The organism is Shewanella sp. KT0246 (genome assembly GCF_019654955.1).
Taxonomy (GTDB): Bacteria; Pseudomonadota; Gammaproteobacteria; order Enterobacterales; family Shewanellaceae; genus Shewanella; species Shewanella goraebulensis.
The window spans coordinates 1-14117 of sequence record NZ_BPEV01000046.1; the positions used below are offsets into that span (position 1 = coordinate 1).

Consider the following 14117-nt stretch of genomic DNA (forward strand, 5'->3'; position numbering starts at 1 on the left):
AGATACCCATATAGAGTTAAGCCATCTATAACCAATTCGGAAATAACAACTAAAACAAAGCTTAAGCTTAAAAGCCATAATAAACATATTTAACACCACATTTCAGTGGCTGCGCCAATAATTCACACCCAACAAGCCAAAGTTAACAATTTAACTCATCCCCCCATTTTTTGACTAAGTATTCATGTCGGCGCACTCACGTTAATAACGTATTGGTTTTGGTCCTTTGAGCTATGGCTATGGCTATGGCTATGGCTGTTATTAGAAATTAAAGTGAAAAAGAACAGTAAGCAGTAAGCAGTAAGCAGTAAGCAGTAAGCAGTAAGCAGTAAGCAGTAAGCAGTAAGCAGTAAGCAGATAAAAGTCTCAGCAATAGAAAAAGGAATATAGAGCTATATCTCAATGATACAAAATTTAACAAAAACATACTCTTAATGAACAAAACTTATTCAAAATATCATAACTTAAACTGCATTACCTGATACTATCCCAGCTCGACAATAATAAAAATAAATTTTATTTATATCATAATGTTACAGGATTAAAATGCTTAAAATAGCTCCTAAAAATATACTTAGGTATTTACCGATTTGCATCGTTGCGGCCTTTACGTCTTCAGCTCAAGCAAACAGCCACAGTTTTGATGCTCGCTCACATGCTATGGGCGGCGTGGGCGTCAGCAGTGCTGACTTTCTTACTGCCCCATTTCATAACCCAGCACTCGCTGCAAATTTTGAAGATAACGACCATGTGGGATTATTAATCCCTTCAATTGGGGTTAATGCAAATGATCCAAGCGATCTCATCAATAATGTTGAAGACTTTGTCGATATTTACGATGACTTTAAGTTCTTAACCGATCCTACTGAAGCAGACGCCCAAGTTGTGGTTGACCAGCTTAAGAAAATCCAAGGTAACTATGCTCAAGTACAAGTGGGCACACAACTTGCCATCGCCATTCCAACCAACTTAGTAGCGGTGAACCTTTTTGCTCAAGCTTATGCTGATGCCTTAGTGTTTGCTGATATTGCAGATGACGACCTAGACCCAAGTAATATTCTTAACCAAGATCTTAACTCTCAAGCGCTAACGATGGGCGTCATTGTATCTGAAATCGGGGTCAGTCTAGCTCAATCACAACAGTTTGAATCTGGCACGTTTTATTATGGCGTTTCACCTAAATACCAAACGGTAAATACGATCAATTACATTACCGACATTGAAAATTTTGAGTTTGATGACTGGGATGACGACCGTTACCAAAATGATGACAGTAATTTCAACCTTGATGTAGGTATCGCTTTTCAGCACAACGATGGTTATGGCTTCGGCTTTGTTGGTAAAAACCTAATTAAAAATACCTACGACACTGAAATTATCGAAGGGGTACAAGGCCAGTATCAAGTAAGCCCTGTTTACACTGTGAGCGCCAACTATCAAAACCGATACATGGTTGCCGCTATTGATGTGCAGTTAAATGAGTCTGAGGGATACAGCCAAATTGATGGGACATCGACACTATTTGATGCCAATAAGGATAATCAACAAATTGCCGCCATCGGAATCGAGTTTTTCCCGCACAGTTGGGTAAAATTACGCACGGGTTATCAAATGGATTTAACCAATAATACTGACGACAGTATTACTGCTGGTATCGGGTTATCTACCTTCAGCTTGTTCCATTTTGACTTATCCGCAAGCTACAGCGACGAGCATAGTATGGGAGTTGCACTGCAAACAGGTTTTACTTTCTAATCTGCCATACGTAAATAAAGCAAAATAAGCTGAGGGTCTCTCAGCTTATTTTCAATTATCACATCAACATGAGCCAAATCATTGAAAGGCACGCTAGCGTTCATAACTATAGTTGTTAACCGTTGTTAAAATTAGCTCTTAAAAACAGCTCATCACTGCACTATAGGTTCACACGTTGTAGTGTACGCATTCATCTCAATCACGCCTTGCAAAATAAAGCCATGATAGCGGGCTTTCACCAACTGAAAGTCCATATCAGGGGCAAAGTAATACGTCACGGTTTCAGCACCGGATTGCTCAACAGGAATAACCTTGATTTCCCCCCATGGGGCAATTGAGGTCTTGATGGCAGGCTTTACATATAATTGATACGGTTCTATTGCATCTGAAGCCTGTCTAATCAAAGCAAATTGACTGCGACCTTGTAGTAAAAACTGACGCATTTGAATCGCCAAGGTATCAACATCTCGCAGCGGAATATGACTTGATTCGTATTGGTCTTTGTCACCGTCAATATCGACTTCAGAACTGAGGCCATCTTGACTAAATTCGACCTTCATATCTCTTGCTCGAAAGCCTGTCACCAGCTGGTGAAACTTTTCAGTAACCCATTCATCTGTCTCATCAGACCAAAATAATTCGGCGCGCTGATTGTATTGAGTACCAATCCCTAAAATACTGGCTTCACTTTCTGACGTCACCACAGCTTCATCGCCTTGCCAAGATTCGGTTCTTTTCATGGTGCCAGTATGTAATCCACTTAGGTAAATATCATAATGAGATGTTCGGCTACACTGTTGAATACCAGACTCTATTCCTGACTCTGTAATGGGCTCAATAACTGGCTCAATTACAGACACTGATATAGCCTTCACTTCAGTAGCGAATGCATTCACTGTCATTAATAATAGTGATGCTATGGTTACGTTAATTGATAACCGAGCCACATTGATCATTACATAGATCCCCAACTGAAATACTAAACAAAGTCCTTAAAAGACTTCGTTTACATTAAGGTAAAAGTTCGTTTCATTTTCGCCTACGCCAACATCAAAACGTAAGTTGATATTATCTTTGATTTTAAAGCGAAAGCCCGTACCGTATGATGCTAAAAGCTCTTCAGTTAAGTCGCTAACATTCGGGGCAACACTGCCTACTGCGCCCCAAAAAACCATGCCATAACGCTGAAAAATAGGTAAACGATATTCAACTTGGCCCATCATCATTTGCTCATCACGGTAACGGCCTTTAATAAAGCCGCGCATCGCACTTGAGCCACCTAAATCTGGCAATAAATTCCACGGTACATCACCACTGGTAAAATGACCTTGTACTTGCCACGCGATTAAACCTGGTGCATTACTTAAAATTGAAGTTGAGCTTAAATCAATATAATTAGCAACTTCGACATTGTAAGTTGAAAACGTTGAATATTCGCTATTTTGATACAAACCAGCGTCAATTTGAAATAACCAACCTTGGGTGGCATTTAAACGGTAATCACGTGAATCATAAATACTTGTAACCACGACACCTGAACTAAAGTTGCTCGGTAGTAAGGTGTTTTCATCAACAGGCGCGCCTGTTTCCACTAACTCCAATTTATCAGCACTTGCATAAGTAAAGTCAGCACCAATACCTAAAAAGTAATTATCAGCAACTTCGGTCATCCAGCGAGGTTTAAAGCTATATGCCTGTTCTTCATATTCATGATGGTTAGCATCGATATTACCGTCTTCGATACCTTGGCCATAATAGACAGCGGCTTCATTATATAACTCAAGATCGAGCAATAACCTTTGTTTGCCACCATTGAAAAACGTCATATTCTCAGCTTCAATACCATAGGAGTTGTTCATTGAAATAAATGAATTTAACACCAATGAAGAAGGCTGGTCTTCCGCTTTCGCACCATCGGTTTTATATAAACCGACCATTAATAGTCCAACGCCAAACTTTTTCTCAGGAGTGTAATAAGCTGTCGGTAAGTAACTCATATCAATCGGTTTACTGTCATCAAACTCACCATCTGCGCCAAATACAGACAAGATATCGTCGACCCAAGTGGGTTCCATATCTTTAGGTGTATCAAATAGTGGTTCAACTGCTACTGCAGCACTCGAGAAAGCAAATAAACTGAGTAATAAAATCCGTTTCATAATAGCTCTAATTTGAAATGAAGAATAATGGGAATGAAGCCACACGGCTTAGTCGAGCGCATTCTACCACTCCCAAGATTTTCAACAATTAATTTTATTTTAAGTTAGCAATCACCAACTAGTCAGAATAAGCCTGCTCTACACTCGCCATAGCAGGCCATGGTCATTTCACCGCCATAAGGCTGAGGGCACAGACCAGAAATAGCAATGACGGATACCCAAAATGAAACCGCATGTTTTGCCAGTTCGTCAACAAGGTTATCGGGAAACCACTTTTAATTTCCTAAGAAATAGAGCATCTTGAAAGAGGGATAGATAGGAATTGCTTATGAAAGTTCAATTAGATGATTATTATATTTTTTGCCAAGTTGCAAAATATGGCAGCATGAAACGAGCTAGTGAGAAAACCCGTTTACCTTTATCAACGGTGAGTCGACGGATTGTGTCGCTAGAGGAAAACCTAGGGCTGCAGCTATTTATTCGTAATAAAAATAAATTATCACTGTCTAATGAAGGCGTGAAGTATTACCAAAAGTTAGCGAGTATTATTGAAGAGTTAGCCAATACTGTCGATGAACTTAATGATGACTCAGGGTTACTCAGCGGTCATATTGTTATCTCGACCACTAAGCTTTTTTATAGGCAATTTATCCACCCCGCTATTCTCACTTTGCTTAAAGACAACCCTAAACTCAGTGTCGAGCTTAAGCATTCTGTTAATTCAACCGCATTAACTGATGATGTCGATATTGCAGTGGTCAATGGTGAATTACCTGAAAGTAACTTAATTGCCAGAAAGCTCATTGAGCTCGATCTCGCCTTTTTTGCCAATGAAGAGTTTGCACAGCAATATAAAGATGAAATCTCCAATGCCGAGTTTAACAACCTGCCTTATATTTCAACGCTTTCTCACCCTTCATTACCCATTACCAATAAAAGCACCAATGAGATATTTAAAATTCAGCCGAGTCGCAAGCTCACGGTAATGGACGCGGAGATGTTGATCGCTGCCACTAAAGAAGGCTTAGGCTATGCCATTATTCCTTTGTATGCTTTGCCACCCAATAACAACGGCTTAGTCAGTATCTTTGAGCACTACCAATTAGCACCAGTTCCATTCTCACTTCTATATCGAAGCCGTCAATTACAATCAGCAGCTCAACGAGCGGTTGTGGATGCCATCGTAAACGCCTTTAAATAACTTTTCTCCTTTCGCTTCCTCCTATTTAGTTCACTACAAACTGCCAATCTCATTTTTGAGATTGGCAGGCTCGAAATACGCTATATAGAAGATTTTGGTCATTGCTTAATATTACCTCACACAAACAACGCACCAAGTTAAACCAATACTCGAGGTAACATCATGCAACAGATTACATTAGCCACTTACATCCTGACTCGCCTAAAAGAACTTAACACTAATCATGTTTTTGGTATCCCCGGCGATTATGTTCTGCCATTTTTTGATGAGATTTTAGATGGCAACCATGGCGTGAAGCACGTCATGCCACGCAATGAACTTAACGGTACATACGCAGCTGACGGTTATGCAAAAATGAAAAACTTGGCGAAGCCCTTGGCGGCACCGAAGGTGTAGATATCCATAGTTATGTAGCCAATTCTGAAAAAGAAATGGATGAGGTTTTTAACGCATTAAAAGAACCTAAAGGTGTCAACATTGTTCGAGTGATGTTAGACCCTAATGACTCTGCAACCTTCAATCTACGTTTTAGTCAATTGTTACAGCATTAATAACGATCAAAGTCCCTACATCAGCCTGTAATGGCAGAGCATTCCCCTTCAGTTGTACTGGAATTAACGGTATCTAATGGCGGCCAGAAATCATCAATGGGCGTCATTTATATTCGGCCACTTATCATCAACTGTAAGATAAATTGTTAACTCACCACTCTCACTTGGTTTTTCCCATCTTGCTTAGCGATATACAAGGCTCTATCAGCTTGTCTTATCATAGGCTCGAAGATATCCACATGAAGTGGCTGTTGTTCAAACAGGCTGGCCACAGAGCCTGCAACCCCTATACTGGCTGTTAAGTTTAATGAAAGTTCAAGGATCGAGAATTCGATGTTTTCTATTGCTTCTCTTATTATTTCAGCTTGCATGATGGCGCTATCACGTGAGGTGTCAGGTAAAAACACGATAAACTCTTCCCCGCCCCAACGGGCTGCTATATCGCCATCACGACACGTATCAGCCAACGCTTTAGCAACCACTTTTAGTACTTCATCACCAACACTATGACCATGGGTGTCATTCACCTTTTTAAAGAGATCGATATCAATCAATATTAACGAAGCATTATGCTGTTCAAACACAATTTTCTGCCAAATTGGTTGGGTTAATTCCTGAAAGCCTCGACGATTATTCAATCCTGTTAACGGATCTGTTCGAGCATATTTTTCAGCGATTAATTTATCAATCTGAGCAACCCTAAATTGCCGCGCCAAAATAGAGGCTAATAGAATGGCCTCAAACGCCATACCCACTTCAATTGCTTTAAAAGTGTAGTCATTATAAGGCACTAAAACACCGGCTACAGCTAAGGTAGAAATAGTGATACATAGTGCAGCTGTGACCGAAGATAAGATGAAAATGACTGCAAACGGCTTTTGTGCTTGTAGGGCTTTTACGCCCATAGCGATAAACAGCACGACAAAACAGGTATTTAAAATAAAGGCTAATACCATCGAGAAAAACAGTTGGTTAAAGATAAAGCCGACGAGCATACCAAAAGGAATATAAAGCGTAGTACGCAGAACAAATCGGTCTAGCCTTGGCGCATACTGTTTGGTTTCCAACAAGGAACGAGCAAAATGAAGGCCTGCTACGCTATAGGTAATCATCAAAAATATGTCTAACCAATCTTGGAAGTAGGCACCTAAATCGTAAGTAATAATGGTATGCAATTGGCCGGTATATGAAAGGCTATTGAGTACAAACCCCAATAAATACAAGCCGTATAAGCCGTACTCCCTTTGACGAATAAATCCAAATAAAACCAAATTATATAGCGCTAAAGCCCCCATAATGCCGTATAGGGCGCCATATTGATAACCACTGGTAATATCTCTTTGTATCGCTTGTTCAACTGAACTAAATTGCACAGGTAATGCCATCGGCCCTTTGGTTTCAACTCGCATAATCACCTTTGTTGAACCAGGCAAAAAACCATGTTCAAAAGCATAGAAGCGATACTGCATTGGTCTTGATTCAAAAGGGTAAGCATCACCACCAGCAATATGCTTCACCACAACACCATCTTTGATCAGCCAAGTATCAATGTAATCGATCCAAGGGGTTTCCAATGATAAGCGATAGGAAGCTGACATGTTTGAAGTATTGTTGATGTTAAATGACATCCATACGGGAGCAACATCAATACCTAAGGAAATGGAATTACTAGACCCATGAGAAAGCCTAGTAGACTCAAAACGTTTAATGGCATCGTCTATTGAAACGGTTCCATCTCGCTCTCTAAAATATTGGGTATGTTTACCTAAGCTGCCTTGCTGGAAACCTGGTATATCGACAGTGTCAGCATTCGCTGAAAAACTTAATAGGCTAATTAACACAACAAAAAACAATACCAATCCCATCAATAGAGACTGTAAGTTCTTATTGCGGAGCGCTGTATTATTTTTGTTCTTTAAGTCGCTAAGCTTGGGCATATAGGCCAATGTGAAATTATTGTTATGATTTATAATATCACTGAACAAAAAAATCTTCGATATGCACCATAGACAATATCTGAAACGAAAAAAGAAAGTCACTAATTTTAATTTAGAAAATTACCTCTCTTAAACCGTCATTCAGTAGACTACATCACCAAATTATCCGACCAATCAAAGCGTTAAAACCCTGACTTACAATAGGTAGCATAAACTGCTGCAAACAATGATTGACGAAGCTCAATTTGTTAACAGCAGTTTTTATTTCCTAAAACAGCCTAAATAAGTGAGCTAGATTGCAGAACTAGCGATTATGTGATGTGATCCGCCCACACAAGAAAGCTTAATTGAACCTTAAAGTTGAGCTAGCTTAAATTCGTGACAAACCGTTATGTCATTAACAAGTCGTTGGAATTGCCGTTATGCTAGAAATCTTTCTGCTCACCCTTGCCGTTATCGCTTTACTCAGTATTATTTTTGAAGAAGTTACCCATATAAATAAGGCTAAAACCACACTGTTTTTAGGCTGTGTTTCTTGGATTACGCTATTCATTGCAGCACAAACGCCCGAACAAACAGCGATAATCTCAGAAGAATTAAATGAAAATCTATTGGAAATAGCCACGCTATGGCTGTTTTTAATGTCAACAATGACTTTTGTAGCTTACCTCAATGCCAAAGGCATGATCCAAGTACTAGTACAAAAGATATTTCCACAGCAGGTATCTGTCAGAATGTTGATGCTGCAAGTGGGGGCATTCGCGCTTGTACTTTCAACATTTTGTGACAATGTCACTGCAACGTTAGTCTCACTGGGCTTATTAACCACCTTTAATCTCGATAATCAGATGCGTTGTCGTATGGCTGTGTTGATTATTTTTGCCGTGAACTCCGGCGGAGTAGCGTTAATAACAGGTGATGTGACCACCTTGATGATTTTCTTAGCAGGAAAAGTTCATATTTCAGAGTTATTAGTCTTGTTTATCCCTGCAACCATCAGCGTATTTTTGCTATCAGTCATATTCTCTTTAAATGCTAAAGGCACTGTCAGCACTACACCTATTAAACAATCATTCAATTCGATAGATATTGTTATTGGCATGATTTTCCTTGTGACGATATTCCTTACAATGGTGCTTAATGTGTTGTTTGCCATTCCACCTGTATTAACCTTTTTAGCTGGATTATCGGTTATGTTTTTAGTGGGTAGGAGCAGCAAAACCAAAGACGAAGAAGTGCAGATTTTAGAATATATTCGCCAAGTCGAGTATGACACATTATTGTTTTTCTTAGGGATTCTATTACTAGTCGGCATGTTAAAAGAAATTGGCACCTTAGATTTGCTAACTCAAGTTTATTCAATGTATGACCCAAGTATTTCAAACTTTTTTGCAGGGGTTGGCTCGGCAGTATTAGATAACGTACCGCTAACTGCTGCGCTGTTAAAAGCAGATCCAGCCTTAAGTACAGCCCAATGGTTAGGGCTGACTTACTCTGTCGGAGTAGGTGGTTCATTATTAGTGATTGGCTCTGCGGCGGGAATTATTGCCATGAGCAAGGTGCAAGAGCTGACTTTTGTGGCATACCTTAAATTCGTTCCCGCTTTGCTGCTGTGTTATAGCGTTGGCTATGGGTTAACCTTATTTTTAGCAAATCATCTACACAATTAGAAGTAAACTATTGCGCAATATCCGATACCTAAAAAGGCGCTATATGCGCCTTACTACACTTTACAATAGTTTGAGTTAATAACGTCAATATATGATATTGCTTGAAAGGTTTTTCTCATTCATTAGGTCTCATTCAATAACCACAGATTTATAGTTAACACATTTTAACCAACCGTTTGTAATACTGACTAATAACAAGTTGCAGTTTAAATATGTTAGCTTCAAAGGAAATGAGATGAGAAAACTGATCAATTTAATGCTGCCGATAATACTGTCACTTACTGTGATCGGCTGCACCAGTTTGAGTGACAAACCTATTTATAACGACCAAGGTTATGCTGTAACAGGTTATGATGTGGTGGCTTATTTTACTGATAATAAGGCAGTAAAAGGTAACGCAGAGTTTCAAACAGAGTACCAAGGTTCGCAATGGTTATTTTCCACTAAGCAACATCAACAGCAATTTGAGCAGTCACCAGACCGATACATGCCGCAATATGGTGGTTACTGTGCTTATGCTATGAGCAGCGGTTTTGTGGTCAGCAGTGACCCCCAAGCCTTTACCGTTTTTGAAGACAAACTGTATTTGAACTATAGCTTGAGCGTGCGAGAGAATTGGCTAGAAAATAGAGACCAATTTATTACAGAAGCTGACGAATATTGGCTAAAGAAAACCACAAAATAACACTAAACCTGTTATAGCCAAGCCTAGTAATTATCTAATCATTACCAAGATAAAAAGGGGCAGAATGATATCATTCTGCCCCTTTAACATATCTACACTTTTGCTATCTCTTGCACCGTAAAGTCAATGGCAGATGTGGTTGAATGAGTTATATCCTTGATAACAAGTCCCTCTTTAACGGGTGAAATACACAATAAGACGGTAATTGTAATAAACGTATCTGAGAGTTAACTTAAAATTGGTGAAGCTAAGTTCAAACCTTGAAATAAGGTTAGCATAAAGCCGTTATATCAATTTACCCGCCTTCTCAATCTAATGCTTAGAGATCATTTAATACTCGACATAAGTGATATTACTTCTGTTAATAGATTAGCACTTTGTATGTTACAAAGAGGACCTTAACCAATAAACCCTCAGGGTAAATATTACCGTTAGACTGTTGAATTTAAATGCAAATAAATCTAATAAATACGACTTATACATTACGTTCTTTTAGCATTCAACTCCGCGAGCACCCTGAAAATTGCGAGTACAATTTCGACATATAACCCTGCACCAAAATCTATCGCTTTATCTAATGTCTCGAATTTAGTGTTATATTGCTTCCATTGATAGCCCACAAAAGCACAAAACATAAAAGCCCCAACAAAGTGCCAGATTGACTTGAATTCCCCTTCAAAAACAAACCAGCCAAATTCAGTAATAGCGACACAGCTCATCACCATGAAAAGCATGGCGAAAAAAGACTCAAAAACAGCGGTAAACTTCGTTAACATCAACATCATTAGTAGTGATACAACAGCTATAAAACCAATAGTCTGCGAAATAATTGGGATCCCAAATGGAGGAATGAAATAACTAAAAAACAGTGCACTACCTATAGTCATACAGTTGTAACCAATAAAACTGAATAATGGCTTATCAGACTTGCAGGCAAGACAAAAACCAAAACTCACAACAACAAAGTACAAGCCCAATACCCATAGCACTTGTTCAGTTGCTAAATGAAATTGCGGAAAATAGTTGAAGATAATATATACACTGGTATATCCCCATATAAGCACCGTAGTGACGACAAGATTAAATACCGAGAGACTGACAGCTCTATCAATAAAAAATAACCATCTAAAGTATTCAACTATCCCACGATCTTGCACCTCTTTCTCCTTAGTATAAATATTAACTCTTTAATAATTAGACAATATTTTACAGTATTCTCCCGATCTACACCGCGCACAATCCTAAGCATGATTCAACTTTGCGACCTAAACCGCAACAAATTGATACAAGCGCTCTAACTCCCAAGCAGAGGCATTTCAAATATGTCATTTGAAAGTTGTCACCTCAAAAATCAATCACAACTTTTATTGATCTAGATCAGTTATCACGCGGTGAAATCTTAGCTTTTGTGCACTTCCCCACATAAACCGCAAATGATAATCATTTGCGTTTGCATCATTAATACCGTCGCCATAGTATTGCAACAAATCTAACAAGCTCGACATACAGATAACAACTGACCCATTAATAATCACAAAAGTTGACAACTATGAAGCATTCAATTTTAGCAGCGGCAGTGCTAAGCGCACTCACCTTTTCAGCACATGCTGAAACAGAAGTAACTACAGATGAAATCGAAAAAATTGAGGTAAGAGGCGTTCGTCAAAAACTACAGCAAGATGGAAGATTGAAAGATGTCATCCAAAAAACTGAAGTGCTTGATGAGCTGATGATTCAAAATAAGAATGCTTTAAGTTTAACCGATGCCATTAATAATGAGCCTGGTGTTAACGTGTCAAATGAGTGTTCTATGTGTGGCGTAAAACGCATCATGCTCAATGGTATGAAGGGCGAACACACCACGATTTTAGTGGACGGTTTACCAACACACACCATGATCTCTGGCTACTATGCTGTAGATGCGATTTCGACAACGGGTGTTGACCGCATTGAAATTGCACGTGGTGCAGGAGCATCATTAATTGCACCTGAAGCCATTGGTGGCACAGTAAATATTGTAACCAAGCAAGCCTATGAAAACGAAGTCTCTGTAGATATCGCTAAAGGATCACACGATTTTACCGCCATGAAAGGTATGGCAACAGGTATTTCTGAAGACGGCAAAACAGGTATCACCTTAATTGGTCAGTACGACAAACAAGATCAAGAAGACCATGATGACAACGGCGTAAGTGAAGCCCCTTTCCAAGAAAACTACACTATCAGCTCTTTAGTCAGCCACGATTTAAATGATTCAAACAATGTCCATCTTCGTATTGCTAAAGTGCGCAGCGAAGTCTTTGGCGGCCCAGTAGTAGGCGATAATGTGGGTTCGATTTCAGAGGCCATTAGCAGTTACGACGGGATTGAATCTGAAAGCTTGTTCGTCGGTGATGATGTCCGAAACGAATACATTGGTAAAGCATGGGAAACCACTGAATGGATTGAAACCAATCGTGATGAAGCTTACATCAAGCTACTTAGTGAATTGTCGGATTACACTACATCTGAATTTGCTGTCAGCTATGCCAAACATGAGCAAGACTCCTTTTATGAAGGCATAGACTATCGCGCTGAAGACACCATGTACTATTTCCGCGCCAAGTTTGATACTGAAATCAGCGATAACCACTTTTTGACTTATGGCGCAGACATCCGCACTGAAGAAATGCGTTCACATACCGATGCACTGCATGAAGTAGAGGCTTACGTAAGTGACTCATTCGATTACGATGTAAAAGGTGTATTCATCCAAGATACATGGACGCCAACTAACGATATCGAAATTGCGATGGCATTAAGGGTAGACAAAGTCACAGCTGATTTTGTTGATGAGAAAAAGCCTGGTACTGAAATCGATGAAACCTTTGTCGCGCCTCGTATCGACATGCGTTACTTCCATAGCGATACATGGACTTCTCGCCTATCAGCAGGACGAGGTTACCGAGCGCCATTATCATTCTTTGAAACCGACCACGGCATACTAGATTCAGAAAAAGGCTACTTAATCGAAGTCGACTCATTAGAAGAGTCGTTATCGGCTAACTATGCGTTAAGTTACGATGCAGGCACCCTAACCGGTACTTTCTCTATCGCTCACTCGAACGTACAAAACCTTGCCTCATTACAAGAAAATGAAGATGGTGTACCGGTTCTTTCACAACTTGATGAAGATGCTTCAGTTACCACATTTGATTTAGTTGCAGGGTATAGCCTGACCGATGAGCTGACAGTGAATGCCAGCGCAGAATACTTTGACTACAACGATGTATTCCGTTCATCTTACTCTATTGCACCCGTTGAAACGCGTGCAGGTATTGAGCTTGAATACAAAACGGATGACTTTACAGTCTTCTGGAATACCACTTGGTTTGGTGAGCGTGATTTAACCGAATATGGTTATGAAGGTTACGATATCAAAGGTGACCCAAGTTCACTTAAAAGCCAAGATGCGCCAGCCTTTACCGTATCGGACATTAAAGTACAGTACAGTTTAACCAGTCACATCAAGGTCTATGGCGGTTTATCTAATATCTTTAACTACACCCAAATTGAAGAAGGTGAATCACCACTGTTTTATGACGCCGATGGCGGTTACGACGTAGCTTACATCTATGGTCCACTTCACGGTCGAGAGTTTTATGTTGGCGTTGAAGGCAAGCTTTAACTGCCTAGTGTTACTGACAACACTTGTTGTCAGTAACACTGCTAGCGCAGCGACAAACAGCAGCGACTTATCTGTGGCGCAAATCAAGTTAAAGGATTTACGCACCAGCCAATCCTCGGTCAGTTACCATGCAGAAAAACCTACCGTGTTGATGTACTTTCAACCTGATTGCAGTTGGTGTAAAAATCAGGGCAAAATTATCACCGAGCTATTAGGCGAATGTGGCAATAGCGTCCACTTTACTTTAGTCGGCGATAAAGGCTCTAAAAGCCAACTTAAACGCGAATTACGTCATTTTTCAGCTGATATACCATCACAACAAAGCAATAAAATGTTCGTCCGTAAAAGTGGCGGTGTTAAGGGGTTCCCCACCACTTTAGTGCTCGATACCCAAGGTAATGTGCTGGCTAAACGCCGCGGTTTTACCTCAGAAACCATGCTACGTAAATTAACCAACGAGCTCAGCCAAGGTGAATGTGCACTTAAGTAGCA

At 39.8% G+C, this 14117-nt stretch carries 11 protein-coding genes; 7 read left to right on the plus strand and 4 right to left on the minus strand.

The genetic code is table 11. The annotated features are described in order from the left end of the window. Positions 1-546 precede the first annotated feature (546 nt). Positions 547-1755, plus strand: coding sequence for a conjugal transfer protein TraF (gene traF / locus K5Q58_RS18055; RefSeq protein ID WP_220755252.1), 1209 nt, complete (start codon positions 547-549; stop codon positions 1753-1755). Positions 1756-1907: 152 nt separating this feature from the next. Here traF and K5Q58_RS18060 read toward each other — a convergent pair whose 3' ends face one another. Both K5Q58_RS18060 and K5Q58_RS18065 read right to left on the minus strand, forming a co-directional pair. Then, complete coding sequence (locus K5Q58_RS18060) at positions 1908-2711, minus strand: hypothetical protein (protein WP_220755253.1); 804 nt, start codon at positions 2709-2711, stop codon at positions 1908-1910. Positions 2712-2747: 36 nt separating this feature from the next. Next, positions 2748-3914 carry a BamA/TamA family outer membrane protein gene (locus tag K5Q58_RS18065; protein ID WP_220755254.1) on the minus strand — a complete coding sequence of 389 codons (1167 nt, stop codon included), beginning with the start codon at positions 3912-3914 and terminating at the stop codon, positions 2748-2750. A gap of 328 nt (positions 3915-4242) precedes the next feature. Here K5Q58_RS18065 and K5Q58_RS18070 point away from each other — a divergent pair, with 328 nt between their 5' ends. Together K5Q58_RS18070 and K5Q58_RS18075 are read left to right on the plus strand one after the other, a co-directional pair. Next, positions 4243-5115 (plus strand): LysR family transcriptional regulator, encoded by an 873-nt coding sequence (locus tag K5Q58_RS18070; RefSeq protein ID WP_220755255.1) that lies wholly within the window; start codon positions 4243-4245, stop codon positions 5113-5115. Between the two features lie 162 nt (positions 5116-5277). Then, the gene (locus K5Q58_RS18075) at positions 5278-5511 is read left to right on the plus strand and encodes a thiamine pyrophosphate-binding protein (protein ID WP_220755256.1); all 234 of its coding nucleotides are present in this window, start codon (positions 5278-5280) and stop codon (positions 5509-5511) included. A 301-nt stretch (positions 5512-5812) separates the two neighbouring features. Here the strand turns inward: K5Q58_RS18075 and K5Q58_RS18080 are convergent, their stop codons facing one another. Then, entirely contained in the window at positions 5813-7519 is a 1707-nt protein-coding gene (locus tag K5Q58_RS18080; RefSeq protein ID WP_220755257.1) for a diguanylate cyclase, read from the minus strand. Between the two features lie 506 nt (positions 7520-8025). Between K5Q58_RS18080 and nhaD the strand changes: the two genes are divergently transcribed. Together nhaD and K5Q58_RS18090 are read left to right on the plus strand one after the other, a co-directional pair. Further along, on the plus strand, positions 8026-9273 hold the full coding sequence (gene nhaD / locus K5Q58_RS18085; protein WP_220755258.1) for a sodium:proton antiporter NhaD: 1248 nt from the start codon (positions 8026-8028) through the stop codon (positions 9271-9273). Between the two features lie 235 nt (positions 9274-9508). Next, on the plus strand, positions 9509-9958 hold the full coding sequence (locus K5Q58_RS18090; protein WP_220755259.1) for a YHS domain-containing (seleno)protein: 450 nt from the start codon (positions 9509-9511) through the stop codon (positions 9956-9958). A gap of 482 nt (positions 9959-10440) precedes the next feature. On the opposite strand, the gene K5Q58_RS18095 is transcribed toward K5Q58_RS18090, so the two are convergent. Further along, on the minus strand, positions 10441-11115 hold the full coding sequence (locus K5Q58_RS18095; protein WP_220755260.1) for a hypothetical protein: 675 nt from the start codon (positions 11113-11115) through the stop codon (positions 10441-10443). A 392-nt stretch (positions 11116-11507) separates the two neighbouring features. Here K5Q58_RS18095 and K5Q58_RS18100 point away from each other — a divergent pair, with 392 nt between their 5' ends. Then, a complete protein-coding gene (locus tag K5Q58_RS18100) occupies positions 11508-13625 on the plus strand; it encodes a TonB-dependent siderophore receptor (protein ID WP_220755261.1) in 2118 nt (705 codons plus the stop codon). Next, entirely contained in the window at positions 13600-14115 is a 516-nt protein-coding gene (locus tag K5Q58_RS18105) for a thioredoxin fold domain-containing protein (RefSeq protein WP_220755262.1), read from the plus strand. Before K5Q58_RS18100 ends, K5Q58_RS18105 begins: the two co-directional genes overlap by 26 nt. Positions 14116-14117: the final 2 nt, after the last annotated feature.

What these genes read in the sequence shown, in the direction of transcription:
- K5Q58_RS18070 (WP_220755255.1), top strand. Translation starts at nt 4,243, where the DNA reads ATGAAAGTTCAATTAGATGATTATTATATTTTTTGCCAAGTTGCAAAA.
- K5Q58_RS18100 (WP_220755261.1), top strand. Translation starts at nt 11,508, where the DNA reads ATGAAGCATTCAATTTTAGCAGCGGCAGTGCTAAGCGCACTCACCTTT.
- K5Q58_RS18065 (WP_220755254.1), bottom strand. Translation starts at nt 3,914, where the DNA reads ATGAAACGGATTTTATTACTCAGTTTATTTGCTTTCTCGAGTGCTGCA.
- traF (WP_220755252.1), top strand. Translation starts at nt 547, where the DNA reads ATGCTTAAAATAGCTCCTAAAAATATACTTAGGTATTTACCGATTTGC.
- nhaD (WP_220755258.1), top strand. Translation starts at nt 8,026, where the DNA reads ATGCTAGAAATCTTTCTGCTCACCCTTGCCGTTATCGCTTTACTCAGT.
- K5Q58_RS18060 (WP_220755253.1), bottom strand. Translation starts at nt 2,711, where the DNA reads ATGATCAATGTGGCTCGGTTATCAATTAACGTAACCATAGCATCACTA.
- K5Q58_RS18090 (WP_220755259.1), top strand. Translation starts at nt 9,509, where the DNA reads ATGAGAAAACTGATCAATTTAATGCTGCCGATAATACTGTCACTTACT.
- K5Q58_RS18105 (WP_220755262.1), top strand. Translation starts at nt 13,600, where the DNA reads ATGTTGGCGTTGAAGGCAAGCTTTAACTGCCTAGTGTTACTGACAACA.
- K5Q58_RS18075 (WP_220755256.1), top strand. Translation starts at nt 5,278, where the DNA reads ATGCAACAGATTACATTAGCCACTTACATCCTGACTCGCCTAAAAGAA.